25 protein-coding genes are annotated in these 25,325 nt (G+C 36.3%); 16 read left to right on the top strand and 9 right to left on the bottom strand.

Features of this window, described 5'->3' with window-relative positions:
- Nucleotides 1-87 precede the first annotated feature (87 nt).
- Both WH188_RS11050 and WH188_RS11045 read left to right on the top strand, forming a co-directional pair.
- Nucleotides 88-1,476: a DUF4270 family protein gene (locus WH188_RS11050; protein WP_165905887.1), complete on the top strand. Its 1,389-nt coding sequence runs from the start codon at nt 88-90 to the stop codon at nt 1,474-1,476.
- A 6-nt stretch (nt 1,477-1,482) separates the two neighbouring features.
- Complete coding sequence (locus WH188_RS11045; RefSeq protein WP_132769911.1) at nt 1,483-2,490, top strand: Kelch repeat-containing protein; 1,008 nt, start codon at nt 1,483-1,485, stop codon at nt 2,488-2,490.
- 974 nt (nt 2,491-3,464) lie between these two features.
- On the opposite strand, the gene WH188_RS11040 is transcribed toward WH188_RS11045, so the two are convergent.
- Nucleotides 3,465-4,457 (bottom strand): aspartate-semialdehyde dehydrogenase, encoded by a 993-nt coding sequence (locus WH188_RS11040; protein WP_021190281.1) that lies wholly within the window; start codon nt 4,455-4,457, stop codon nt 3,465-3,467.
- A gap of 476 nt (nt 4,458-4,933) precedes the next feature.
- Here WH188_RS11040 and WH188_RS11035 point away from each other — a divergent pair, with 476 nt between their 5' ends.
- From WH188_RS11035 to trhO, 10 genes are all read left to right on the top strand, one after another.
- Entirely contained in the window at nt 4,934-5,884 is a 951-nt protein-coding gene (locus WH188_RS11035; RefSeq protein ID WP_168127802.1) for an NAD-dependent epimerase/dehydratase family protein, read from the top strand.
- Between the two features lies 1 nt (nt 5,885).
- Entirely contained in the window at nt 5,886-6,611 is a 726-nt protein-coding gene (locus tag WH188_RS11030; protein ID WP_021190283.1) for a YebC/PmpR family DNA-binding transcriptional regulator, read from the top strand.
- A 132-nt stretch (nt 6,612-6,743) separates the two neighbouring features.
- A complete protein-coding gene (locus WH188_RS11025; protein WP_339423919.1) occupies nt 6,744-8,033 on the top strand; it encodes a hypothetical protein in 1,290 nt (429 codons plus the stop codon).
- Nucleotides 8,034-8,107: 74 nt separating this feature from the next.
- The gene (locus WH188_RS11020; protein WP_021191414.1) at nt 8,108-8,851 is read left to right on the top strand and encodes a DeoR/GlpR family DNA-binding transcription regulator; all 744 of its coding nucleotides are present in this window, start codon (nt 8,108-8,110) and stop codon (nt 8,849-8,851) included.
- 55 nt (nt 8,852-8,906) lie between these two features.
- On the top strand, nt 8,907-10,259 hold the full coding sequence (locus WH188_RS11015; protein ID WP_132769919.1) for a flippase: 1,353 nt from the start codon (nt 8,907-8,909) through the stop codon (nt 10,257-10,259).
- Nucleotides 10,260-10,287: 28 nt separating this feature from the next.
- Nucleotides 10,288-10,929, top strand: coding sequence for an SAM-dependent methyltransferase (locus tag WH188_RS11010; RefSeq protein WP_021191412.1), 642 nt, complete (start codon nt 10,288-10,290; stop codon nt 10,927-10,929).
- 5 nt (nt 10,930-10,934) lie between these two features.
- The gene (locus WH188_RS11005) at nt 10,935-11,846 is read left to right on the top strand and encodes a glycosyltransferase (RefSeq protein WP_132769921.1); all 912 of its coding nucleotides are present in this window, start codon (nt 10,935-10,937) and stop codon (nt 11,844-11,846) included.
- Between the two features lies 1 nt (nt 11,847).
- Nucleotides 11,848-12,603: a glycosyltransferase family 2 protein gene (locus WH188_RS11000; RefSeq protein WP_339423918.1), complete on the top strand. Its 756-nt coding sequence runs from the start codon at nt 11,848-11,850 to the stop codon at nt 12,601-12,603.
- On the top strand, nt 12,603-12,818 hold the full coding sequence (locus WH188_RS10995; RefSeq protein WP_021191410.1) for a DUF3820 family protein: 216 nt from the start codon (nt 12,603-12,605) through the stop codon (nt 12,816-12,818). The genes WH188_RS11000 and WH188_RS10995 overlap by 1 nt, the downstream gene beginning before the upstream one ends.
- 166 nt (nt 12,819-12,984) lie before the next feature.
- Nucleotides 12,985-13,971, top strand: coding sequence for an oxygen-dependent tRNA uridine(34) hydroxylase TrhO (trhO, locus tag WH188_RS10990; protein ID WP_132769925.1), 987 nt, complete (start codon nt 12,985-12,987; stop codon nt 13,969-13,971).
- A 64-nt stretch (nt 13,972-14,035) separates the two neighbouring features.
- Here the strand turns inward: trhO and trmB are convergent, their stop codons facing one another.
- The 4 genes from trmB to WH188_RS10970 form a co-directional block, all read right to left on the bottom strand.
- On the bottom strand, nt 14,036-14,692 hold the full coding sequence (gene trmB / locus WH188_RS10985; RefSeq protein WP_132769927.1) for a tRNA (guanosine(46)-N7)-methyltransferase TrmB: 657 nt from the start codon (nt 14,690-14,692) through the stop codon (nt 14,036-14,038).
- 290 nt (nt 14,693-14,982) lie between these two features.
- Complete coding sequence (locus WH188_RS10980) at nt 14,983-15,492, bottom strand: hypothetical protein (protein WP_132769928.1); 510 nt, start codon at nt 15,490-15,492, stop codon at nt 14,983-14,985.
- Nucleotides 15,467-15,886 (bottom strand): hypothetical protein, encoded by a 420-nt coding sequence (locus WH188_RS10975; protein WP_021191407.1) that lies wholly within the window; start codon nt 15,884-15,886, stop codon nt 15,467-15,469. The genes WH188_RS10980 and WH188_RS10975 overlap by 26 nt, the downstream gene beginning before the upstream one ends.
- Nucleotides 15,887-15,972: 86 nt before the next feature.
- Nucleotides 15,973-16,242 (bottom strand): YtxH domain-containing protein, encoded by a 270-nt coding sequence (locus WH188_RS10970; protein ID WP_021191406.1) that lies wholly within the window; start codon nt 16,240-16,242, stop codon nt 15,973-15,975.
- A 239-nt stretch (nt 16,243-16,481) separates the two neighbouring features.
- Between WH188_RS10970 and WH188_RS10965 the strand changes: the two genes are divergently transcribed.
- Nucleotides 16,482-18,020 carry a YifB family Mg chelatase-like AAA ATPase gene (locus WH188_RS10965; RefSeq protein ID WP_132769930.1) on the top strand — a complete coding sequence of 513 codons (1,539 nt, stop codon included), beginning with the start codon at nt 16,482-16,484 and terminating at the stop codon, nt 18,018-18,020.
- A gap of 2 nt (nt 18,021-18,022) precedes the next feature.
- Here the strand turns inward: WH188_RS10965 and WH188_RS10960 are convergent, their stop codons facing one another.
- Genes WH188_RS10960 through rsfS form a run of 4 tightly spaced genes read right to left on the bottom strand, consistent with a single transcriptional unit; the run spans nt 18,023 to nt 21,849 of the window.
- Entirely contained in the window at nt 18,023-18,646 is a 624-nt protein-coding gene (locus WH188_RS10960; RefSeq protein WP_021191405.1) for a rhomboid family intramembrane serine protease, read from the bottom strand.
- Nucleotides 18,647-18,650: 4 nt separating this feature from the next.
- Nucleotides 18,651-19,298 (bottom strand): LutC/YkgG family protein, encoded by a 648-nt coding sequence (locus tag WH188_RS10955; RefSeq protein ID WP_021191404.1) that lies wholly within the window; start codon nt 19,296-19,298, stop codon nt 18,651-18,653.
- 59 nt (nt 19,299-19,357) lie between these two features.
- Nucleotides 19,358-21,430 (bottom strand): ATP-dependent zinc metalloprotease FtsH, encoded by a 2,073-nt coding sequence (gene ftsH, locus WH188_RS10950; protein ID WP_132769934.1) that lies wholly within the window; start codon nt 21,428-21,430, stop codon nt 19,358-19,360.
- 44 nt (nt 21,431-21,474) lie between these two features.
- On the bottom strand, nt 21,475-21,849 hold the full coding sequence (rsfS, locus tag WH188_RS10945; RefSeq protein WP_021191401.1) for a ribosome silencing factor: 375 nt from the start codon (nt 21,847-21,849) through the stop codon (nt 21,475-21,477).
- Between the two features lie 50 nt (nt 21,850-21,899).
- Here rsfS and WH188_RS10940 point away from each other — a divergent pair, with 50 nt between their 5' ends.
- The 3 genes from WH188_RS10940 to WH188_RS10930 all read left to right on the top strand — a co-directional run bounded on the left by WH188_RS10940 (nt 21,900) and on the right by WH188_RS10930 (nt 25,306).
- Nucleotides 21,900-22,670 (top strand): biotin--[acetyl-CoA-carboxylase] ligase, encoded by a 771-nt coding sequence (locus WH188_RS10940; protein ID WP_168127806.1) that lies wholly within the window; start codon nt 21,900-21,902, stop codon nt 22,668-22,670.
- 228 nt (nt 22,671-22,898) lie between these two features.
- A complete protein-coding gene (locus tag WH188_RS10935) occupies nt 22,899-23,348 on the top strand; it encodes a protein-disulfide reductase DsbD domain-containing protein (RefSeq protein ID WP_132769938.1) in 450 nt (149 codons plus the stop codon).
- A 266-nt stretch (nt 23,349-23,614) separates the two neighbouring features.
- Nucleotides 23,615-25,306 carry a protein-disulfide reductase DsbD family protein gene (locus WH188_RS10930; protein ID WP_168127807.1) on the top strand — a complete coding sequence of 564 codons (1,692 nt, stop codon included), beginning with the start codon at nt 23,615-23,617 and terminating at the stop codon, nt 25,304-25,306.
- The last annotated feature ends 19 nt before the right edge of the window (nt 25,307-25,325 follow it).

Raw genomic sequence — 25,325 nt, 5'->3', positions numbered from 1 at the left:
TCGCCTTGGTAATTAACCATATTTAACAAAATATAACACTGATTAACAATGCGCATTGATTACATTTGCAATATTCAATTTTTAAGCATGATAAGAAATTTTAAGAGACGTAGTATTCAATTTTTATTCTCAGCGTTATTACTGATAGGCATTTCAGCTTGTAATAAAGATATTTCGCTCTCTTTAGACAATTCAAGAGATGAATCCATAGGATTAGTTCCTATCGATACCTTTCAGGTGAATGCATCTACTTATCTGTTAGATGATGTACCAACGTCTGGAACAGGAATGATTCTAGCCGGAAAAATTTCGAATACTACAACAGGATCTGTTCTTTCGACGTCTTATATGCGCATGGCTATCGATAACATTATAGCCGGTTCAATCCCAACAGCAGCAAAATACGACTCCATTACGTTTGTATTAAAGCCGAACAAATATTTCTACGGAGATACAACGAAAACACAAACATTATCTGTTCACCAATTAACGCAGCAGATTACATTAAAAGAAGTCAGTACGGGATCCGGTACAAATGAATTACCGTATTATGTCAATGGGGCAGCTGTTTATAATAATCAAAAATTCACTTACGAACCAACAGCTTTAGGGTCCTTGTCATTCAAACCTTTTGTCAAAAAATTAGATTCAATCGCAATCAGACTAAATGACAACTTAGGAAACACGCTATTTTCTTATATCAAAGATGGTCATGGAAATATTGCATCCAATGACAATTTCAATGAATACTTCAAAGGAATAGCACTTGTTGCTGGAAATAATAACACGGCAATGATCGGTTTTAAAGATACCGTGAGTATGCAGGTGCATTATAACTATATAAACGACGAAGGATTTAAAGTGAGTAAATCCACTTCATTTAATTTGGGTAACAAAGCCTATCAGTTTAATAATGTAGAAGCTGACCGTTCAGGTACAGCATTCAACACTTTAAGTGTTACAAATCCAGAATTGAAAAGCACCACGACGAACGGTGATGTATTTGTGGAAGGTAGCACAGGAGCAGTCGTTAAATTAACTTTTCCAACATTATTGGATTTAGTTAACGATCCAACTGTAGCGATCAATAAGGTCGAACTCGTTATAGAAACAGAAAACAAATATCGTAATTCATTTTTTATCCCGCCTGCTCGTGTCGTGCTGATGATCGCAAACGCTGGTGGAAATCCGGTAAGTATTATTACTACGCCTCCCTTCTTACAGCAACAAGGACAGCAGGATCCTACGCAATATGGGATTTTAGCAGGAGGTGATGAGTTCGGTGGAAATGCAAAATATACGTTTAATATGATCGAATATGTTAATAATATAAAAAAAGATAGCTACTTTAACACATCTTTATTCTTGAGTGTGCCGCAAAGTAGTTTATTCGCAACTACAGATCGACTTATTATTGCAAAGGATGCAAATAACAAACCAAGAATAAAATTAAACATCTTATATACTAAATTTTAACAGTTTATGAACAAGAAAAATTGGCTACTAATATTATTAGCGTGCGTCGTTACTTTCTCTACTTACTCTTGTAAATCAAAGGATGATGATACTACAGATGAGGTAACAGAATGGACTAAAGGTTCTGCTTTCGATGGTGGCGCAAGAAGTGGGGCAGTATCTTTCTTAATTAACAATATCGCTTATGTAGCAACTGGTCTTGCTACAGAAGGTCAAGTATCTGTGCCTAAAAAAGATATTTGGGCATATAATGCAACCTCAGGAACTTGGTCTCAAAAGGCTGAATTCCCTGGCTCAGCTCGTTACTCAGCTGTTGCTTTTTCAATTGGAAACAATGGATATGTAGGGTCTGGTTATGATGGAGCAAATGCATTGTCAGATTTCTATAAATATGATGTTTCAGCTAACACTTGGACTAAAATTGCTGACCTACCTGCTGACGCAGCTCGTTATGGTGCAGTTGCTTTTTCAATTGGTGGTTTCGGTTATGTAGGTACTGGTTCTAAAGGGAACGATAATAATACTAACGTTAAATCATTCTACAAATACGATCCTACAAATAATTCATGGACTCCTGTAGAAAGCCCATTAAAATCGAACAGAAGATATGGATTTGCTTTTGTGATCAATAACGTCGCTTACGTAGGTGGTGGTATCGACAATAGCTCATACCCTGAAGATTTCTTTAAATTTGATGGTACCAAATGGACTCCATTAAATGATTTAGATCGTAGTGATAACTCTTACACATACAACTTAACACGTTCAAGCGCATCTACTTTTGTATTGAACAATCTAGCATATGTAGTAGGTGGTAGAAAAAACACGACAATCAACACGATCTGGGAATATAACCCAACAACTGATGTTTGGAATGCTGACAACCAAGGTTTCCAAGGTCAAGTTAGACAAGATGCTGTTGGATTTGGAATCGACAATGTAGGGTATATCACTACTGGTCAAAACGGATCAAACAAATACTACGATACTTGGAAATTTGTTCCAGTAAAATAGTTAAAGAAAAATACTAAATAATAAAGCGGCTGTATTCTAATACAGCCGCTTTATTATTAAAAAAAGCTTTCCTAAGCAAGGTAACATCGAGAAGTGAGGCGAACCATTAATCGCACTTCGTTGATTCGGCTTTATTTTACAACTTAAGACTACTTTCGTTACAAGGTTACGAGGCATCTACGCCACAATAACTCCATCTCCCGCGAAATAATTACTGTTGGTTAGATTATTCATCCTGAAGCCAAATCGATATTTCTCACGCTCCAGAGATACGGAGGCATTCGCCAAAGAATAAGCATGAAAAGTAAACCAACCTATGAATTTAATTCAAGTATTGGAGTGTCTAACATATTATCCTAATATTTTCTATTACCACATTTTAAAAGATTGATTCGGAAGCGCATCTCAGATACGTCACAACCTATTCATTGACGAGAGACTCTAAGAGCAGTACCGTAAATTAAAGAATAAGAAGACAAATACAGTAGCTAGAATTAGCGCAAGTTTAACGGTAATAAAACCGAACAGCGAGGGAGCAGGTTATGACCAAATTTGTACCATGTTATAAGTTTAACCACGGTAAGTCCATATTACATCGTGCTTTCTCTTTGGGAACACAGTTTTCACACCCTACTCACATCTATAAGTTGGGCCCTATTTGGTTCTTAGCAGGTCCCTAGCGTAGACCTACAAGAAATCAATCCACAAAATAGCATTTGAAACACAAGCGCTAAGTGAAGAAATATTGCTTTTGATGTGGACTCCAATCACTTTTTATGTACATAAAGCAGTAATATCGTACAAGAAAGGTTGAAAATAAGAAGGGGCTTTAGTTGTAATGAGTAAAAGAGAGAAGATTATTTTAAAGTGGTTGATGTGCAATTAAGAGGAAATACAATGGTGGAGCAGGTCCCAAAACAAAAAAGAGCTATATCAATGTGTTGATATAGCTCTTTACGTATATGAAGATCAGATTAAATTAATCCCTTTTCTCTTAATGTTTCTGCAATTTGAATGGTATTAGTTGCGGCACCTTTACGCAAATTATCTGCAACTACCCACATATTTAACGTATTTGCTTGTGAATCATCACGACGAATACGGCCGACAAATACTTCATCTCTACCGTGTGCATCTTTTGGCATCGGATACTGCAAATTAGCTGGATCATCAACGACAATAACACCGCTTTGAGCGGCTAATGCTTCACGAACATCTGCTAAATCAAAATCACGCTCAAACTCAATATTTAATGATTCAGAGTGTCCACCCATTACTGGAATACGAACGGTAGTTGCAGTCACTTTAATGGAATCATCACCCATAATCTTATTTGTTTCCAAAATCATTTTCATTTCCTCTTTTGTATAACCATTTTCTTGGAATACATCAATTTGAGGAATAACATTTAAATCGATCTCGTAAGCATAAGCTTTCTCGCCATCCTTAATACCCGCACGCTCATTCATCAATTGCTCGACAGCTTTAACCCCTGTACCAGTCACAGACTGATAAGTAGAAACGACAACTCGCTTAATTTTATACTTGTCATGCAACGGCTTTAAAGCAACGACCATCTGTATGGTTGAACAGTTTGGATTGGCTATAATTTTATCTTCAGCAGTTAATACATCTCCATTAACTTCCGGAACAACCAATTTCTTGGTCGGGTCCATACGCCAAGCAGAAGAATTGTCAATAACTGTAATTCCAGCAGCGGCAAATAATGGCGCATACTCTAAAGAAGTACCTCCACCAGCAGAGAACAAAGCAACATCAGGTTTTAAAGCAATAGCTTCAGATGGAGTAACCACCTTATACTTCTTTCCCTTAAAATCAATTTCCTTACCCTTACTACGCTCTGAAGCTACTGGAATTAATTCTGAAACTGGGAAATTGCGCGCTGCTAACACTGTTAACATCTCAGTACCTACAAGGCCTGTTGCGCCGACTACTGCGACTTTCATCTTGCTACTTTTTCTTTAATTTGTTATAAAATGTATTACGAATGTACAAATGAGAACATTCTTATTTCTCAAACTTACGAAATTAAGGGCTAATATTTAATGATTATTGCAAAAAAATAGATTAATCAATAGTAATATCAATAGCCTAATGCTATTTTTAATAAAATATCTTAAAATAATATCCCGCTGAACTATTCTAAAATTACAACTTTTCATAATAAAATAAATCAACACATGTCACGTTACACAATGCAAAAATAAGCAATCGATTGCTCTCCTAGAAAAGCGTCATAAATGAAAAATAAACACTAAAAAAAAGAGCTAAAAAAAGCTCAAAAAAAAGCTAAAACGAAACAGCAAATGATCCGAATATCGTGACAGTAAAGACTTTATGAGACTAAAAAAAGAATATTCGACAGTCATTTCAATGGTTTCAAAGCATTGGTTAGGATAATAAAAATACTATATTTGCATCGATGAAAGAAAGCATTATTATAATCGGTGCAAATGGTCAAATCGGAACTGAATTGGCTACAGCTTTAAGAGAAAAATTTGGTATTGAAAATGTCGTTACTTCCGACATTAGAGAACCTCAAAATTTAAAGGACGGGGAAATCTTTGAAACCCTTAATGTACTTGACAAAAGTGCAATAGAATCCCTTTTCCAAAAATATAAACCAACACAAGTATATTTATTAGCGGCCATGTTATCGGCGACTGGTGAAATATATCCACAAAAAGCTTGGGACCTTAACATGAACGGTCTGCTCAATGTGCTTGATCTTGCAGTTGAATATAAGGTGTCAAAAATATTTTGGCCGAGCTCAATCGCAGTATTTGGACCTCATTCGCCTAAAACGAATACAGACCAATACTGTGTGATGGATCCAAATACCATTTATGGAATCAGCAAACTTGCCGGCGAACGACTAGTTGAATGGTATCAAGAAAACCGTGGATTAGATATCCGTAGCATTCGCTACCCGGGTATTATATCATGGAAAGCTGAACCAGGAGGAGGTACAACAGATTATGCTGTTCATATTTTCTATGACGCACTGAAGAAAGGAACGTATGAGTGTTTCTTATCTGAAGATACAGCACTACCGATGTTATATATGGACGATGCTATCCGCGGTACTTTACAGTTGATGGATGCACCAAAAGAAAGTTTAACGATTCGCTCAAGCTATAATTTAACAGGTGTAAGTTTTACGCCAAAAGAACTAGCTGAAGAAATTAAAAAAATTCTTCCTAATTTTACAATCACTTACTCGGAGAATGATCCTAGACAAGCCATTGCAGATTCTTGGCCAGCTAGTATTGAGGACTCTCCAGCAAGAGCAGATTGGAACTGGAAGCCTGCTTTTGATTTAGCAAAGCTTACTGTCGAAATGATAGAGAATCTTAAAACAAACAAAATATAACATGGGAAGAGCTTTCGAATTTAGAAAGGAACGTAAGTTTAAACGCTGGGCCAAAATGGCAATCCAATTTACGCGTTTAGGAAAAGAAATTGCAATTGCGGTGAAGGAAGGTGGTCCTCATCCAGAATCAAATTCTAGATTACGTACAGCGATAAACAATGCGAAAGCTGTAAATATGCCTAAAGATCGTGTAGAAGCAGCTATCAAAAGAGCTTCTGAAAAAGATTCCAAAGGCTATGAAGAATATGTATATGAAGGATACGGCCCTCACGGAGTGCCTATCTTAATTGAAACAGCAACTGACAACACGAATAGAACTGTAGCCAATATACGCAGCTATTTCACCAAAGCTGGTGGAACATTGGGTAAAACAGGATCTCTAGACTTTATTTTCAACCGTAAATCTCTTTTTAGATTTCCTGCAACAGAAGATCTGGATGTAGAGGAATTAGAATTAGAACTCATTGACGGCGGTCTCGAAGAATTGTACGTCGAATCTGATGAAGAGGGAAATGATGTAGTTGTTGTCCAAACTTCATTTGAAGATTTTGGAAATATGCAACGTCTACTTGAGGAAAAAGGTATAGCAGTTTCTTCTGCAAAACTAGAACGTATTGCTTTATCACATTCTGATATCTCGGAAGAGGATGCTGCAGATGTACTAAAACTAATCGACAAAATTGAAGAAGATGATGATGTTCAAGCTGTATACCACAACATGGCTTAATATTTTTCTGACAACATAAAAAAAGAGCGCTTGTCGCTCTTTTTTTATACCCAAAATTATTTCAAAATAGCACCCAAGCTATTAAAGCTTAATAAAATAGTATACATTTGTAATAGACTAAATACTTTCAGGATGACTTTTGAAGAATTTTTCGCTAAAAAAAAGATTGATTTAACTGCTTTAAAAAAAGCGGACAACTCACTTTATGAAGAATTTAAAAAGCACTATGTGGCCATGGGTGCAAAAAGTTTTGACCATACCAAGAAATTTTGGTTCAATAGACTCCGAAAAAGTTATCGATTAGAGGAGGTAATAGTTGACAAGAAAGAAATACAACAACCTGCTCCAATTGTAAAAGAAAAACAAGTTGTTGCGGCTGAAACGGCTACTCCATCTACAGGTTTTAAACCACGCTTTAAAACAATGGTAAAACCTGCCATAGTTCCTGCTACTGAAACAGAATTGAAAAATGAGGATGTCGAAAAAACGCAGAATGCTGCCATATCACAAGAAGTAACAGCAAAACCGGCCGGATTCAAACCTAGATTTAAGGCCGGAGTAACATCGTCACCTGTATCCGAACCCGCTTCCGGTACAGAAAACACCGACGATAAAAAAGAACAAGTTGATCTTCCAGCAGATATTACGACTAAACCTGCTGGATTTAAACCCAGATTTAAGGCCGGTGTAACAAAACCGGTGACTGTAGTAGAACCGACAGATACGGAACAAAAAGTAGATGCACAGCTTGATCAAACGGATCAACAGAACACACCTGCTGAAACGGCAAACAAACCTGCTGGATTTAAACCCAGATTTAAGGCTAGAGTAACAAAACCGGCGACTACAGTGAAACCGGCAGATGCGGAACAAAAAGTAGATGCACAGCTTGATCAAACGGATCAACAGAAAACGCCTGCTGAAGCAGCAAACAAACCTGCCGGATTTAAACCCAGATTTAAGGCTGGAGTAATAAAACCGGCGACTACAGTGGAACCGGCAGATGCGGAACAAAAAGTAGATGCACAGCTTGATCAAACGGATCAACAGAACACGCCTGCTGAAACAGCAAAAAAGCCTGCTGGATTTAAACCTAGATTTAAGGCTGGAGTAACAAAACCGGCGACTGCAGCAGAACCTACAGATGCGGAACAAAAAGTAGATGCACAGCTTGATAAAACGGACCAACAGGACACGCCTGCTGAAGCAGCAAACAAACCTGCTGGATTTAAACCTAGATTTAAAGCAGGACTAACAAAACAAGCTACTACAGCAGAACCGATAAATACGGAACATAAAACAGAAGAGCAAAAGGATCAAACTGTTAAAGAGGATCCCATTGAACCTGCTAGCAAACCGACTGGTTTTAAACCGCGATTTAAAGCGGGAGTAACGCAGATAAAAAATAAAGATAACGGTTAAAATACTTTTATTTTTTATACCTTCATTTAATTACATTTGTATATAAATTATTTCGACTATATAAACTATCTGTCATGTTAAAAGAGGAAAGACAAGCTTTTATTATACACCAAATAAATCTGCACAATAAAGTATTATCTTCAGATTTAAGCATTCAGCTCAATGTTTCTGAAGACACGATACGTCGTGATTTAAATGAATTAGCGGAAAATGGCAAAGTACTAAAGGTTTACGGTGGAGCCTTATCCAAATCTTTTCAATTTCCTTTTCAAGATGGAAATGTTTATGCGAAAGAAGCTAAAAAGGAAATCGCTAAAAAAGCAATTACTTTACTTCAAAATGGCATGACCATTCTTGCTGGCGGAGGTACAACGATGATTGAACTTGCTCGACTAGTACCTGACAGTCTACAATGTACCATATTTACGATCAGCCCCCTTGTTGCATTAGAATTAGCTGAAAAACCAAATTTAGAAGTTATTTTAATTGGTGGAAAACTTTCCAGGAATACAAATATCGTATCGGGATCTCAAGTAACTAATGAGCTCTCTGATATCAAAGTAGATCTTTGTTTATTAGGGACAAACAGTCTTTCCACTCAAGATGGCGTTACAGATTCTGATTGGGAAGTTGTCCAAATTAAAAAGGCCATGATTAAATGTTCAAGCAAACTAGTTATCTTAAGCATTGCCGAAAAATTAAACTCAGTGCAGAAGATGAAAGTTGTTCCAATTCATGATGTCAATTACCTTGTAACAGACCTTAATCCAACACACCCGAGCTTAATCGAATTCTCCAATACGATTAATGTATTGTAATAATACGGTGGGATTCTCATGCAAACCTCTAAAAAATCAGTAGGTTTGCATCATAATGAAAATACCGGCATTACCAGGATTTAATCCAGAGGCATTCGAAAAATATTTCAAAAACACGGGTTGGCTTTTAATGGCCCGTGTAGGATCCCTGTTTATCAAGATGTTGGTCACAACTGTTGCATTACCTTCCTACTTAGGGAGTGCAAATTTCGGTACTTACAGTTATCCATTAGTTTTGCTTGCTTTCTTTACAGGCATTTCCACAATGGGTACCGATGGCCTCATCACCCGACAAATCATTCAGCATCCTGAAAAGGAAAATGAGCTTTTAGGTTCGGCATTACGCATTCGTATCATAACGGGTTTACTCGTCTTGCCGCTTATTTACATCACTTACTTTTTCATCGCTCAGTACGCACCAGAAGCCCCAGCTGCTACTTTTAAACAGATTGTACTTGTCTCCTTTATATGCATCATACAGGCCGTTCAGATCATCGATAGCTTCTTTCAAGCGAAGGTGAAGGGTAAGATGATTATGATCGTACAGGTAGGAGGAAACATTCTTTCTGCTGCTATAAAACTGATATTAATTCTGTTAAAAGCCCCATTAGATGCTTTCATCTGGACTTTAGTTATTGATGTTCTTATTTTACAAATCGGATATTTAGCACTCTACCGTAAACTGGGACATCATATTTCCAAATGGAAATATGATGCCACTACCGCTAAAGAATTGATCAAACAAGGCTGGCCATTAGCCTTCTCTTCTTTGTTTATTACCTTTTACATGAAGATCGACCAATTGATGATCGACGCGATATTGGGTAAATCAGCATTAGGAGTTTATACGGTTGTGGTAAATTTTAGCGAAAGTTGGTATTTTATACCTGTTGCTATTTCCACATCATTATTTCCCGCCATAATGAATGCCCGAAAAGGGAGTCCTGAGTTATATCAAAAAAGACTAGGAAACTTATATGAGCTTATGGTTTTTGTTAGCGTATCTGTTGCTTTGGTTGTTACATTTCTCGCCCCTTTTATTTTTAAATATTATAAGCCAGAATATGCACCAGGACTGCATACGCTTCAAGTGCATATTTGGGCAGGTGTATTTACTTTCTTAGGAACAGCGAGTGCACAATATCTCATTGCTGAGGGACTTACAAAGATCACCTTATACCGAACAGCTTTTGGTGCAATTGTTAATGTCGTGCTGAATTATTTCTTCATACCAAAATTTGGAATTATTGGAGCTGCTTATGCAACCCTGATCGCCTATTTTGCTTCGACTTTTTTCCTTCTTTTCATTAAAAGGACTCGTCCGAATGCTATTTTAATGATAAAATCCCTCTTCCTGTTGGGGCTTTTATCTACGATAAAAGAAAGATTTTCGAAAATAAATCGTTAAGTTTATTTCCACTAATAAAATCTAAAAAATGGAAAAAACAGGTAGCTACCAATCATTATTCAATAGCAAATTAATTAAGGGGTTATTATCCTTGGCCTTTAAGGGATATTTCGTTCAGACAGGCTGGATCAACTCCTATTTAAACAAAGAATCATTAGATCCGAATGGAAATCCAATCCCTTGGCTCACTTACTCCTTTTTAGATTTTATTGATGGTCGCTTAAATAAAGATTTATTACTTTTTGAATACGGAGCAGGCAATTCAACCTTATTCTATGCAAAACATGTCAAAAAAGTAACTGCTGTAGAACATGATAAAAATTGGTTTGAACGTATCAAAAATCAAATGCCTGCCAATGTCGATATTAAGAACATTTCTTTAGAAAATGACGACTATATCAACGCAATAAATCAGGAAGACCAGCTTTTTGATATTGTTATTGTTGATGGCAGAAAGCGCGTTGCCTGCTGTAAAAGTGCCATTGAAAAATTGAGCACTGGCGGTGTATTGATATTGGACGATTCAGAAAGGGCACACTACCAACCTGCTATTGACTTTCTTTTACAACAAGGATTTAAACATATCCCTTTTTCAGGAATAGCAATCGGTGCAATACATCGAAAAGCGACATCTCTATTTTACAAAGAAAATAACTGCTTAGGAATATAACCATAATGTCAAAAGCTCCCATTATCTTATTCGTTTACAATCGACCAGATCACACTTTACGTACGTTAAAGGCACTGGAAAATAATAATCTGGCTTCCGAGTCTGAATTATTTATTTACGCGGATGCTGCTAAAAATGAGCAATCAAAGGCTGCAGTAGAACAAGTACGGGAAATTATCAGTAGAAATTGGAGATTTAAAGCTGTAACTCTTACTTTAAGGGAGTCAAATTGCGGATTAGCAGCAAATGTCATCGACGGTGTAACTAAAATTGTAAAACAATATGGTCAAGTGATCGTTCTAGAAGATGATTTAGTAACTTCCCCATTTGCTTTGCAATACTTTAATGATGCTCTAGAACTTTACCGACATCAAGATCAGGTCATGCAGATATCTGGCTATGGTTATCCCGTAAAAGATATTGAAACTCTACCTGAAACGTTTTTCTTTAGAGTAGCAAATAGTTGGGGCTGGGCAACATGGGATCGCGCTTGGAATCGTTTCAATAGCGATATTAATACCTTAACAGATGATTTTACTGCTGAGCAAATTCACCAATTTAGTATAGAGGGCAAAGAGAATTTTTGGAAGCAGGTGAAAGAATTTAAAGCTGGAAAAATCAACTCTTGGGCTATCCGCTGGTATGCATCTGTTTTTAAAAACAACGGATTAGTGCTCTATCCGCGAAATTCATTGACACAGAATATCGGTAATGATGGATCCGGAACACATACAGCAGCAGAGACGACCTATCAAGTTGTACTTGCGAATAAAAAAATAACACAATTTCCGCAAGAAATTCAAGAGCATGCCCAAGCTTATCAATCAATTAAGTATTTTTATGCCCATAGAAAAGGTTCGCTTTTACAAAGAGGAATCCGTTTTGCAAAAAAGAAACTCAACGAATTAAAAAAATAACATGTATAATAACCCCACATTTTCCATCATTACAGTCGTTTACAATAATGTGCGGGATATTGAACATACCCTAAAATCTGTTGTTAATCAAACCTACAAACATGTAGAATACATTGTTATTGACGGCTTATCTACAGATGGAACTTTGGATGTGATCGAAAAATATAGATCACAGGTATCCGTTATTTTATCCGAAAAAGATAAAGGGATTTACGATGCAATGAATAAAGGTCTAGCACAGGCAACAGGTGATTATGTTCTATTTTTGAATTCTGGAGATGAGTTGTACAGTAAAGAAACATTAGCAAACCTTGCTGAAGTAAGTGAAGGAGCTGATATTATTTACGGTGAAACTTTCTTAATAAACGAACAGCGAGAAATAATTGGTGAACGTCGACATAAAGTTCCCGCATATTTTAACTGGAAAAGCTTTCGCTATGGCATGAATATCTGTCACCAGGCAATCTATATCAAACGCACTATTGCCGAGCCTTATGACTTACATTACAAATTGTGTGCAGATATAGATTGGGTCATCAAAGCTGCAAAAAAGGCATCTATAGCAGTAAATGCCCATCAGCATGTTGCACGTTATTTAGTTGGTGGAATGTCCAAACAAAGGCACCGCGAATCCTTGAAAGAGCGTTATGACATATTTCAAAAATATTACGGCACAATTCCCAATCTGTTCAACCATTTTATAATTGGACTGAAAATGATTGTTTACCGTATCAAAAATGGTAATCCCGAAGACTAATGATGAATCCAGAAATACTTACTGAACTTGTAACCGTTAAAATGCCTTTTGGAAAATACCAAGGCTATACGCTCTGTAACTTACCCGAACCTTATCTGGTATGGTTCCACCAAAAAGGTTTCCCTCCAGGAAAGCTAGGTATTCAATTGGGTACATTATATGAGATAAAATTAAATGGACTCGAGTACCTACTAGAGCCATTAAAGAAAAAGTGACGAATATTATTTATTTCACCGTTTTATTTTTATGTTTCATCATGATATTTGTTCTTCAAAGGTCGATGAGAAAACGTTAAAAATTGTATAATTTCCAATTTTTAACTAAATTTGCCCTATAATTCATTTGCATTAAACGCCGTTTGCAGCGGTATCAATGAAAACTATGGCACAATATCAAACTTTACTGTACTATTGCTACAGTCCTATCGCTGACGCTGAAAAATTTGCGGCAGATCATTTAGAATTTTGTAAATCATTAAATTTAGTTGGACGTATTATCGTTGCAGACGAAGGTCTTAACGGAACGGTTTCGGGTTCACCAGAGTCTTGCCAAGCGTATATGGATGCCCTTTATGCCGATGGAAGATTTAATCATACCGAGTTTAAAATAGACGATGTTACGGAACCATCTTTTATTAAGATGCACTGCCGTTACAAAACCGAAATTGTTCACTCGGGTTTACGGGATCCAAAAATTATTGACCCCACTCAGAAAACAGGAATACATCTTGAACCTAAAGACTTCATGGAAATGAAAGACCGAGATGATGTTGTTGTTCTTGATGTACGCTCTAATTATGAACATAATGTTGGTCATTTTAGAAATGCAGTTACTTTAGACATTGAAAATTTCAGAGAATTCCCTGAAAAAGTTAAAGAACTCGAAAAATATAAAGGCAAAAAAATCTTAACCTACTGTACTGGCGGTATCAAATGTGAAAAGGCATCAGCGCTATTACTTGCAGAAGGTTTCGAAGATGTCTATCAACTACATGGTGGTATTATCAAATATGGTAAAGAGGCCGGAGGTAAAGACTTCGATGGTAAATGTTATGTCTTTGATAACAGGGTTACTGTTGATGTCAACTCTGTAAATCCTGTTGTAGTTTCAAAATGTAAGAACTGCGGAAAAGAAACACCGAAGATGATTAACTGTGCCAGCCCAATCTGCAATGAGCATTTCACACAATGTGATGAATGTGGTGAAAAACTTGAAGGCTGTTGCTCAACAGCTTGCCAAGAAGATCCGTTGAAACGCACCTATGATGGTACAGGCTACTATGTTAAGATACCTCAACCGGTCAACATCGAAAAAATAAGCAAAAGAAAACATAAAAACTTTCCTCCTAAAGCGCAAGTTGAAGCATAAATAAGAAGGCTCCATCCTAACCGGATGGAGCCTTCTTATTTATGAAATGCATTTCAGAAAAGAATTATATCTGATCAAATGACCATTTAACATAGTTTATATTTTTATCAACAGCCAAATATTTCTTCTCATAATATGTTTTAATAGACAGAACCTCATCTACTAAATCAGAATGATACAAATCTGCTGTTTCGACATGTTTAGGCAATCCTAAGATTTCAATCTGTTCTAAAGTATAATTATAAAAACCATCATTGTCAGTTTTCAGGTTCATAAATCCACCATCATTTAAAACAAACTTATAACGGCCTAGGAAAGTTGGATTGGTCAGTCTTTTTTTCTCACGGCTATCCTGCGGTTGTGGGTCTGGGAATGTAATCCAGATTTCGGAAACTTCATTTTCTGCAAAATATTCTAAAATCGTTTCAATCTGAATACGTAGAAATCCAACATTAGTAATACCTTCTTCAATAGCAGTTTTTGCTCCTCTCCAAATCCGGTTACCCTTATAGTCAACACCAATAAAATTCTTTTCAGGGAAAAGCTTCGCCAAATTGACAGTATATTCACCTTTTCCACAAGCCAACTCTACAACAATTGGATTATCATTTTTAAAATGCGTTTTAGCCCATTGACCTTTAAGCGCTTTACCTGCATCAAGTTCTACGACGTTGTCAAAAGTACCAATTTCTGCAAATTTTCTAAGTTTGTCTTTACCCATTATAATAAAATATCCTGCAAAAATAATCTTATTCTTGCAGTAATCAATAGTATAGTAAAATTAAGTGGGGAGTATGACCGATCAAAGTTTAGCCAGGAGGTCATGAAATCGTAAATGTCATTGCAACATTCAAAAATTCATCTTATAAAATAAGTAGGGATAGCTTTTATGAAACAGCTAAATATTATTAGCAATAGAATGACAAAAGAAAAATAGCTATCGCCAGCAATTCATTAATAAAGCCAACATCTGGCTTTGGTCAATAGTACTGAAGGAAACAGTTATCCTCATTAATAAGTTTCACTATAGGAAGGTATACCATATTCATTCACCTGATCTTCTACTACTGGAAGCTTCTCCATATCAACCTTTTTTTTCTTATTCTTTTTTGGTTTAATAAAATCTGTTACTTTCTCGATAATACTTGAAATTTTATCTTGATTAACCTGACCAAGAGCTTTTTCCGAAGCTAACAGAAGAAGAGCCTTTTTCAAAACACCAGCTTTTTTAAAGAAAAATCTGTTCATAACAAAAGGCACACCAATGCGCAGGGCTTTAGTTACCCAGTCTGAGTTAGTGCCACCGCTATTTTTTGTCGAAGCAAAAAGGCCTGATATGATATTTGCACCCGGAATATTAGATTTAAGCGCATTAAAAATACGTACAGGTGTCTCTATTTTATGATTCAATAATTTAACTTGAGACTTTAAATACGCTTCCTGTTCGTTCTTCAAAATCTTGAGACGCGCGATTTCTGCCTTAAGCTCTGCGAGGTTATGAATTTTGCTTTTTTTCGTCATCTTCTAAGTTTTCTTGTTTCAAATTATTTTCTTCTTCATCTGATTCATCATCCCATTTTGCAGAGAATCTGCGGATAGATAAATCCATAAATTTGGTCTCTAATTTTGGCTCTAATACACAAATCAGTAACAGTATCACCAAAAATATTACGGCTGTAGCTAAAAATCCTAAAGAATTACTACCTAATACTTCTCCCAAATAAAAACCAAGGGCAAGACAAAGGAAAAATATAATAAATAAGGTTAAAATAATTTTTGCTCCATCGACAATTAAGCTTGCGATCAAACGGGAAGATCGCTCAACGGTCTTTAGCCGAATTAAATTTAATTGCGAATCTAAATATTCCTTGGTCTTTTGGAATGTTCCACTAAGCGAGAATTTTTCTTCTTCCATTTATTTTTATTTTAACAATCAGAGGCTTTTTTAGCCTCTGATAATATGATCTATAATATTTTTTTAAGCTCTAAAACAACAGCCACTTACGCGTGTTCTGTTATTTCGTCTTCGAAGATTTCTTCCCCTTTATTGATTTTTGTTTTAAGGGTTGAAACTATTTTTTCCTTGAAGTCATTTAGCTGATCAAACTGCTCTTCTGCGCGTTCACGGATAGCATCTCCCAAATCTGCTAATGATTCATTTAACTTGTCTCTTGTCTCTGTTCCTTTATCAGGTGCGAATAAAATTCCTAAAGCGGTTCCTGCAGCTAACCCTGCCAATAATGCCACTACTACTTTACTAGTATCATTCATATTCTTAAACTTTAAATGTTAATTCTTTGCAATCCGTTCTATTCATTAATAATACAAATAGAGTAGCAAATCGTTTGCCAAAACCAATTATTTTTTGACATATGATAAATATCAATTACTACAATATAATGTATCTTATCTAAAACCACAACTTCATGCTGTTCTTCAAAGGAAAAAAATAATTCTCAAGAAATAGTTAAACCTTTTTATTAACTTTAATGATCAGTTAGACCAATTATATGTTAACAAAAACCTATAGTAGTGCAGTATATGGCATTGAAGCCACGAGTGTAGCTGTTGAAGTAAATATCACAGCAGGAACAAGATATTATATTGTTGGATTGCCCGATAATGCTGTCAAAGAAAGTTTACAGCGCATAGAAAGTGCCATTGTGTCTTGCGGTCTTCGTATGCCAAGGCAAAAAATCGTTGTCAATCTTGCGCCTGCTGATATTCGCAAAGAAGGCTCAGCTTATGATCTTGCAATTGCGACAGCAATACTGGCTTCGTCTAATCAAATTAATGCGGACAAATTAACGGATTATCTGATATTGGGAGAGCTATCGCTAGATGGTAAGATTCAAGCTATAAAGGGAGTGTTACCAATCGCTATTCAGGCGCTTAAGGATAATTTTAAAGGAATTATTCTTCCGAATACAAATGCAAGAGAAGCCGCAATTGTATCAAATCTTAAAATATTCGGAGTTGATAATCTGACGGAAGTAGTGGATTTTTTTAACGACAAGTATGACCTTAAGCCAACTGCTATCAATATTGAAGAAGAGTTTTTAAACAAAATCGATCATGCTGAAACTGATTTTGGTGATGTTAGAGGTCAGGAAAACATTAAAAGAGCTTTAGAAATTGCGGCATCCGGCGGTCACAACGTTATTTTAATAGGTCCGCCAGGAGCAGGTAAAACAATGCTGGCAAAGCGATTAGCGACGATCTTACCACCATTAACAATAGAAGAATCATTAGAGACCACCAAAATTCACTCTGTTGCAGGACAGCTTTTAGCCAAGGAATCGTTGATGACAACTAGGCCCTTTCGGTCTCCCCATCACACCATTTCTGATGTTGCTCTGGTCGGGGGCGGCGCAACTCCTCAACCTGGAGAGATCTCATTATCACATAATGGTGTTTTATTTCTGGATGAACTTCCTGAGTTTAAAAGAACTGTACTTGAAGTGATGCGACAACCATTGGAGTCTCGGAATATTACAATCTCAAGAGCAAAATTTTCGGTCGATTATCCAGCAAGCTTTATGTTAATTGCTGCCATGAATCCATGCCCATGTGGGTATTACAATCATCCCGAAAAAGAATGCATATGTGGAAGCAATACCGTGCAACGTTATTTAAGCAAGATATCAGGACCACTACTGGATCGGATCGATCTCCACGTGGAAGTTACACCGGTAGCATTTAAAGAGCTTGTATCTAATGAAACATCAGAAAAAAGCATCGTGGTTCGACAACGTGTCATTGCTGCCAGAAAAATTCAAAACGAACGTTTTAAACAGTATAGTGAAATCCATAATAATGCTCAAATGAGCAGTACTCAGGTTCGTGAACGCTGTCAGATAGATCAGCAGGGAACACAGCTCCTTAAAGTTGCCATGGAGAAATTAGGTTTATCAGCAAGAGCATATGACCGCATCTTAAAAGTAGCTAGAACAATCGCCGACATGGAACAAGAAACCAACATCCAGAATCATCATCTCGCTGAAGCAATACAATATAGAAGCTTAGACCGCGAGAACTGGGCAGGATAATGCTAAAATTGACTTATAAAATGTTTAAAAATCCATGGATAGAGCAACAAGGTAATAATCACTCCAGAGATTGCTCCAAATAAATGCGCATCGTGGTTGACACCGTCTTTTGAATTTTTAGATGCCCAAATACAGTAACCAAGAAAAAGTACGGCAAATATATAAGCTGGCATTGGAATGATCATAAAGATACCGAGCATCATTTTAGGATCAAACATGATATAGCTAAATAAAACGGCACAGATTGCTCCCGAAGCACCTAAACTATAATAGCCCGGATTATTTTTGTGCTGGAAAATGGTAGGAATATCACTCAGTATTAAACTGGAAATATAAATGATTGCAAATTGAAGGTGCCCCCAATCACTGACCTGGATCAATATTTTTTCTAAGCCAAATCCGAAATAATAAAATGTGATCATATTAAAAAGGAGATGCCCCCAATCTTTATGAACCATGCCACTGGTTAAAATAGTATAAATGCGTTTTTTACGATATATACTATAAGGATGTAACATCATCTCTCCCAATACTTGAGGATTTGAAAAACTATAGATACTTGAAGCCACTGTCAAAGCAAAGATAATACTCGCAACTGGAGTTAAAAAAAGGTATTCCTGTATCATATAATTAAAAACGATCCTCTAATAATAAAACATATAATTCTTTTGGTCCATGAGCCCCCAGGACCAGGCGTTTTTCGATATCTGCTGTACGGGAAGGTCCAGTGACTGTCGAAACCATTGTGGGCATTTCATTACCGTAGCGACGCTGCATATAGGATAATGCATCTTTAATATCCCAGACCATCTGCGAGGCTTTTGCAATGACAATATGGATGGGCGGATAGATTCCCAATCTACGTCCTGATGCATTAGCATTGCTGACCATGATACTACCGTTACGCGCAATCATAACTTCACAAGAAGTTATCCCTGCATCGGCTGCATCAAATTCAATTTCATCCGTATGTATAGGAAAACCGTAAGGGTTTAAAAGGTCTTGAACTCCTTTTTCCCAGGTAAATATCTTTTTAATATTATTTTCCTCCGTCAGATTAATCAAATTCTCAATCAGTTCAATCTCGCCATCACAATACAAAAACTTCCCCCCTACTGCTGTTAATTCGCGTGCAAAGGTCACATCCACAAGCTCATCTTCCTCCTGATATAAAGGTGTCTTCTGAAATTTGGGATGTGGATTTTCTGTCTTTTCTAACAGAGCTTTTCTTATTTTGCTAAGCATCTGCTCTTTGCTGCTGCTATTTTTAACATTCATTCGGTGGAATTGATAAAAAATACAGCGCTTCTTTTCAGAAGCGCTGTAGAATTAAAAATTTATGTGTTTGGATTATCCTCTTCTTTAATACCTACTTTTGGTTCTGCGCTGCTCGCCTCTTCAGGTAACACATCTAATGGAAGATCTGTTTGCGGAACACCGCCACCATCTCCACTATTCACAAACTCATCATACGTTGTTTTTGTATCAAAAGGGCGTTTTCCCAATATTTCTTCCAGATCACTTTGAAATAAGATTTCCTTCTCTAATAGTTTTTCGGCAATCGCAACTAAACCTTCTTGTTTATCTAACAATAACTGTTTTGTTCTTGCATAAACGTCAGTAATTAAATTACGTACCTCAGAATCAATTAACTCTGCCGTTTTGTCAGAATAAGGTTTATGAAATTGTTCAGATCCGTCACGGAATGAAACATTACCAACCTTATCATTCATACCATAGATAGCAACCATAGCATATGCTAATTTTGTGATTCTTTCCAAATCATTTTGTGCACCAGTAGATATACGTCCAAATGTAATATCTTCAGCTACACGGCCACCCATCGTCATACACAAACTATCAACTAACTGCTCAGTAGTATATAAAAACTGTTCCCTTGGTAAATACTGCGCATATCCCAGTGCAGCAACTCCACGAGGCACGATAGACACTTTCACCAATGGATCAGCATGCTCTAAGAACCAACCTGCAATCGCATGGCCGGCCTCATGGTAAGCAACAATTTTCTTCTCTTCTGGTGAAATGATTTTATTTTTTTTCTCAAGACCTCCAATAACACGATCTACCGCATCTTGAAAATCTTGCATATCAATCTCTGTCTTATTCTTACGTGCTGCAATTAAAGCCGCCTCATTACAAACATTGGCAATCTCTGCACCAGCAAATCCCGGAGTTTGTGCAGACAGTTTTTTAGCATCAACTTCTTCCGATAACTTTAATGGTTTCAAGTGAACTTTAAAAATATGCTCACGACCGATTAAATCGGGTTTATCAATAGAAACCTGTCTATCAAAACGTCCTGGACGCAACAATGCACTATCTAATACATCAATACGGTTGGTCGCTGCTAAAATAATAACACCTGAATCCGTTCCAAAACCATCCATCTCAACAAGAAGCTGATTTAGAGTGTTTTCGCGTTCATCATTACCGCCCATCATGGAGTTTTTACCACGCGCACGGCCTATAGCATCAATCTCATCGATAAAGATGATACATGGTGCTTTTTCTTTTGCCTGCTTAAACAAATCACGGACACGAGAAGCACCAACACCCACAAACATCTCAACAAAATCAGAACCTGATAATGAGAAGAAAGGAACTTGTGCTTCACCTGCCACAGCTTTTGCAAGTAACGTTTTACCGGTTCCTGGAGGGCCAACTAATAATGCTCCTTTAGGAATTTTACCACCTAAATTTGTGTATTTGCGCGGGTTTTTCAAGAAATCCACAATTTCCATTACTTCTTGTTTGGCTTCTTCTAAACCTGCAACATCATTAAAAGTAATATTAATGGAAGACTCTTTATCAAACAGCTGTGCTTTAGATTTACCAATATTAAATATCTGACCGCCACCACCAGCGCCACCTCCATTCATACGACGCATCAAGAATAACCATAATAATACCATCACAACAAGTGGTAAAATAAAGGTCACAAAATAATTAGCCCATGGGTTAGAACGATCTTCATAACTTACACTTAATCGCGGCGTACCTGCAGGAAGATTTTCTTGCGCCGCTTTTAAGTTTGAAGCTAAAATATCAGCCGAAGCTTCAGTAAAGTAATATTGAGGGCCTACTTCAGGGTTCAATGACAATGCATTTGCTCCTGGAGCCACATTTTTATATTTTTCATCTTTTAAACGATCTTTCTTGATATAAACATCAATATGTACAAGATCATTTTTCTTAGTACCTTCTAATCTTTCTACATCACCTGTTGGTAAAATGGTAGATTCAAATTCACTGTACGTGATTTTTTTAGCCGAATTATCACTAAAAACGTATTGTAGGGCAAAAAAAACCAATATCAAAGCAAAACTAAGCCACATGACATTAAACTTGGGCGGTTTTGGGGTTATTTTACCAGTTGGTATTTTCTTCATTCTTTCTTATTTATATCGTTTTAATTCTATTTTTTCTATCTTAATTAAGCACTTTGAAAGTCTTGAATTTGAGCGTCGCCCCATAGATCCTCGATCGCATACAGTGCCCTTTTTTCTTTCTTGAAGATATGAACAACTACATCTACAAAGTCAAGTATCAACCATTCGCCAAGACTCTGGCCTTCTTTATATTGTGGATCTTGACCAAATGTTTTATAGACTTCATCTTCTACACTTTTCGCGATTGCTTGCGCTTGAATATGGGAGTCTGCATGACAAATTACAAAATAATCGGAAACAGAACTGTTAATATTTCTCAAATCCAATCGCACTATTTCATTTGCTTTCTTCTCTTGCATTCCATATACCACCACCTCTGACAGTCGCGTTGACAATTCTGAACTTTTATTTTTATCCATTAAAAAAAATTATAGTTTTGACTATTGTATACAATTAAAAAATTATCACCTTGCAAAATAACACATTTTCAGGACTTATTATCGGTCAAAATGTAATTACTGTCGATCGAGTGGCATCCACAAATGATTATTTTAAAGAAAACTTGTCAAAATTCAAGCCACAGGACGAAGGTTCTGCCATTTTAGCAGTAGAACAATTCGCGGGGAAAGGTCAGAGGGGTAATATTTGGAAAAGCGAACCTGGTAAAAATATCATTACATCAATCCTCATTTACCCGCATTTTTTAAGAATAGATCAGCAATTTACCTTATCGTGCGCCATATGTCTCGGAATATTTAACTGGTTAAAAACAAAAACCAACCAAAAAGTGCAAATCAAATGGCCAAACGATATTTATGTTAATGACCAAAAAATAGTAGGTGTACTAATTGAGAACACGATAAAAGGAAATAAAATCGCAACAAGTATTATTGGGATCGGTATTAATATAAATCAGACGTCATTTGGCGATACCCAACATATTACCTCACTAAAATCGATCACCAAACAAGAAAAACCCTATCACATACGATCGCTAGCGACAGAACTTTATCAATTTTTAGATATAGAGTACAAACGGTTAAAAAACCAGGATCAAGATCAACAACTATTAGCATTCAATCAAAATCTTTTTAGAAGAAATGAGATGAAAAGATATATAGTCAATAAAACAAAAATTGAAGGGAAAATAATACAAGTACTTTCAAATGGCCTATTACAGATTCAAATCGCAAATGATATAAAAGAGTTCAATCTCCAAGAGATTAAATATGTCCTTTAAGCAACAAAATATTTACCCTGCTCCGATAAATATATTGGACCAAAAAAGTAAATTTGCTAAAAGAAATTAAACTTTAGCTATTTCCTAAGGTCTTATAGCAAGAGCATGATTTGTATAGAAAGTTTTTAATATTAAATATGCTGATGAAACCATCAATGCCTATCGTTTACTAAAAACAATAAATATGCTAATGATAGCTTTGTAACAATAAAAAAACAAATATATTCCATGAAAAAATTAACATTACTAATAGCAGTACTATTTTTTGCTATTTCAGGAGCAGTAGCTCAAATCCACGATCCTGTTAAATGGACTGTTGCTTCAAAAAAATTAAATGATAAGGAAGCAGTTATCTTTATCAAAGCCACTATTCAGGACGGTTGGCACATTTATTCTCAAAATGTCGGTGAAAATGGTCCTATACCAACCTCATTTACGTTCCCTGCATCTAAAGATTACGCGCTAAACGGTAAAACAGCTGAACCTAAAGCAGCAACAAAATACGAAGAAGTCTTTAAAATGAATGTAGGCTACTTTAAAAAAGAGGTAATTTTTCAGCAAAAAGTAAAATTAAATAAAGGAACAACAACTGTAAAAGGAAGTGTAGAATACCAAGCTTGCGATAAAACACAATGTCTTCCACCAACAGATTATGCATTTTCTGTAGCAATCAAGTAAAAATTAGCAACATATATTTGAACAAAACGCTATTCAGCTAATTCATTATGGTTAGTTGAATAGCGTTTTCTTATTAGCGTGCGAATTCAAAATCACTTCATGAAATGTTAATTTTCTGCGATTTATTATAATTACCCTTGTAATGAAGTATAAACGCCTGTAAGATTGCCTTTAGAAAGTAAAATTGACTTTACAACTACTAAACAATAAGGTGATTCTCAATGTCTTTTTTTAATTTTACAAATTATCTTAGAACTCTATATATAATGGCTAAAAAGAAACTATTTTTAATCTACTTCGTTATTTTCAGTTTATTTATTCCTGTTCTTTCTTTTGCAACAGCACAAGACTCTTTACTTAGTGTGGAAGGAATCGAATTTTCAGAATCTGCTGATACAACATCCCCTGTTGAAGTGACAGAGGATTTGGTTTTCTCTGAAAGTCCTGATACCCTCAGTCAGGATACAACTAAAGCCATGACGCAAACAGCAATTGATCAAGCTCCCGAAGAAAAAAAATCACTTTGGGGTATTTTCATCGCAGGTTTAGTGGGAGGTTTTATGGCATTATTGATGCCTTGTATCTTTCCAATGTTACCGTTGACTGTCAGTTTCTTTACGAAACAATCAGGATCAAGAGCCAGTGGAATAAGTAAAGCTTTACTATATGGATTATTTATCATCATCATCTATGTTGCGTTGGGCATGATCATTACCATTTTATTTGGTTCTGACGCACTTAATGCACTTTCTACAAATGGTATCTTTAACTTTTTATTCTTCCTATTACTAGTCGTTTTTGCAGCGTCATTTTTTGGTGCATTTGAAATTACACTACCAAGTTCATTTGTCAATAAAATGGATGCCAAATCGGACAAAGGTGGTTTGGTTGGTCTATTCTTTATGGCATTTAGCCTTTCTTTAGTTTCCTTTTCCTGTACAGGACCTATTATAGGTACGTTGTTGGTGGAAGCAGCATCTAAAGGCGAGCGCTTAGGGCCAGCAATCGGTATGCTTGGTTTTTCTATTTCTTTAGCAATTCCTTTTGCATTATTCGCAATGTTCCCTTCATTATTAAAATCCCTTCCAAAATCAGGAGGCTGGTTAAATAGTGTAAAAGTAGTCCTAGGATTTCTGGAGTTAGCCTTAGCATTAAAATTCCTATCAAATGTTGATCTTGCCTACCATTGGAATTGGTTTGATCGTGAAGTATTTCTTTCCTTATGGATCGTTATTTTCGGTTTAATGGGTCTCTACCTTATTGGTAAAATTAAGTTTTCTCATGATAGTGAGCTAAAATTCTTATCCGTACCACGTACATTTTTAGCGATAACAGTCTTTGCTTTTGTGATGTACATGATACCAGGACTATGGGGGGCTCCTTTGAAATCCATATCCGCATTTTTACCACCATCAGCAACTCAGGATTTTGATTTATCTGCTGGAATAGCAAGTGCACCGGTATACTCGGATGGCAAAGTAAAAAAATATGCAGAGATATTCCACGAACGTGGTACTCCAAAAGGATTTGATCCTTACTATGACTACGACCAAGCCTTAGAAACTGCTAAAGAATTGAACAAGCCTGTTCTAATCGATTTTACAGGCTGGAACTGTGTAAACTGCCGTAAAATGGAAGCAAACGTATGGACAGATCCTAACGTAGCCAAATTATTGAAAGAAGGTTTCGTAATGGCTGAACTTTTTGTCGATGACCGTACGGAGTTACCTGAAGAAGAGCAGATTATTTCAACTTATTCAAAAAAGAAAATCAAGAATATTGGAAACAAAAATTCAGATTTTCAAGCGTCGAAATTTAACAGTAATTCACAGCCTCTTTATGTGATTGTCGATACGCAAGGAAACGTGTTGGTTCCACCTTCAGGAGCAAATTACGATCCTATTGCCTATGCGCAATACTTACAAAGTGGAATTGACGCCTTCAATGCTAAAAAGTAACGGCTTCACGGGCCGTAGA

It is taken from the genome of Sphingobacterium sp. MYb388, assembly GCF_037479535.1.
GTDB lineage: Bacteria > Bacteroidota > Bacteroidia > Sphingobacteriales > Sphingobacteriaceae > Sphingobacterium > Sphingobacterium anhuiense.
The sequence above is the reverse complement of the archived record's forward strand: the minus strand, read 5'-3'. Positions and strand labels throughout refer to the sequence as shown.

Excerpts from the sequence above, each read along its gene's own strand:
- WH188_RS11050 (WP_165905887.1), top strand. The coding sequence starts at position 88 with ATGATAAGAAATTTTAAGAGACGTAGTATTCAATTTTTATTCTCAGCG.
- WH188_RS11045 (WP_132769911.1), top strand. The coding sequence starts at position 1,483 with ATGAACAAGAAAAATTGGCTACTAATATTATTAGCGTGCGTCGTTACT.
- WH188_RS11040 (WP_021190281.1), bottom strand. The coding sequence starts at position 4,457 with ATGAAAGTCGCAGTAGTCGGCGCAACAGGCCTTGTAGGTACTGAGATG.
- WH188_RS11035 (WP_168127802.1), top strand. The coding sequence starts at position 4,934 with ATGAAAGAAAGCATTATTATAATCGGTGCAAATGGTCAAATCGGAACT.
- WH188_RS11030 (WP_021190283.1), top strand. The coding sequence starts at position 5,886 with ATGGGAAGAGCTTTCGAATTTAGAAAGGAACGTAAGTTTAAACGCTGG.
- WH188_RS11025 (WP_339423919.1), top strand. The coding sequence starts at position 6,744 with ATGACTTTTGAAGAATTTTTCGCTAAAAAAAAGATTGATTTAACTGCT.
- WH188_RS11020 (WP_021191414.1), top strand. The coding sequence starts at position 8,108 with ATGTTAAAAGAGGAAAGACAAGCTTTTATTATACACCAAATAAATCTG.
- WH188_RS11015 (WP_132769919.1), top strand. The coding sequence starts at position 8,907 with ATGAAAATACCGGCATTACCAGGATTTAATCCAGAGGCATTCGAAAAA.
- WH188_RS11010 (WP_021191412.1), top strand. The coding sequence starts at position 10,288 with ATGGAAAAAACAGGTAGCTACCAATCATTATTCAATAGCAAATTAATT.
- WH188_RS11005 (WP_132769921.1), top strand. The coding sequence starts at position 10,935 with ATGTCAAAAGCTCCCATTATCTTATTCGTTTACAATCGACCAGATCAC.
- WH188_RS11000 (WP_339423918.1), top strand. The coding sequence starts at position 11,848 with ATGTATAATAACCCCACATTTTCCATCATTACAGTCGTTTACAATAAT.
- WH188_RS10995 (WP_021191410.1), top strand. The coding sequence starts at position 12,603 with ATGATGAATCCAGAAATACTTACTGAACTTGTAACCGTTAAAATGCCT.
- trhO (WP_132769925.1), top strand. The coding sequence starts at position 12,985 with ATGGCACAATATCAAACTTTACTGTACTATTGCTACAGTCCTATCGCT.
- trmB (WP_132769927.1), bottom strand. The coding sequence starts at position 14,692 with ATGGGTAAAGACAAACTTAGAAAATTTGCAGAAATTGGTACTTTTGAC.
- WH188_RS10980 (WP_132769928.1), bottom strand. The coding sequence starts at position 15,492 with ATGACGAAAAAAAGCAAAATTCATAACCTCGCAGAGCTTAAGGCAGAA.
- WH188_RS10975 (WP_021191407.1), bottom strand. The coding sequence starts at position 15,886 with ATGGAAGAAGAAAAATTCTCGCTTAGTGGAACATTCCAAAAGACCAAG.
- WH188_RS10970 (WP_021191406.1), bottom strand. The coding sequence starts at position 16,242 with ATGAATGATACTAGTAAAGTAGTAGTGGCATTATTGGCAGGGTTAGCT.
- WH188_RS10965 (WP_132769930.1), top strand. The coding sequence starts at position 16,482 with ATGTTAACAAAAACCTATAGTAGTGCAGTATATGGCATTGAAGCCACG.
- WH188_RS10960 (WP_021191405.1), bottom strand. The coding sequence starts at position 18,646 with ATGATACAGGAATACCTTTTTTTAACTCCAGTTGCGAGTATTATCTTT.
- WH188_RS10955 (WP_021191404.1), bottom strand. The coding sequence starts at position 19,298 with ATGAATGTTAAAAATAGCAGCAGCAAAGAGCAGATGCTTAGCAAAATA.
- ftsH (WP_132769934.1), bottom strand. The coding sequence starts at position 21,430 with ATGAAGAAAATACCAACTGGTAAAATAACCCCAAAACCGCCCAAGTTT.
- rsfS (WP_021191401.1), bottom strand. The coding sequence starts at position 21,849 with ATGGATAAAAATAAAAGTTCAGAATTGTCAACGCGACTGTCAGAGGTG.
- WH188_RS10935 (WP_132769938.1), top strand. The coding sequence starts at position 22,899 with ATGAAAAAATTAACATTACTAATAGCAGTACTATTTTTTGCTATTTCA.
- WH188_RS10930 (WP_168127807.1), top strand. The coding sequence starts at position 23,615 with ATGGCTAAAAAGAAACTATTTTTAATCTACTTCGTTATTTTCAGTTTA.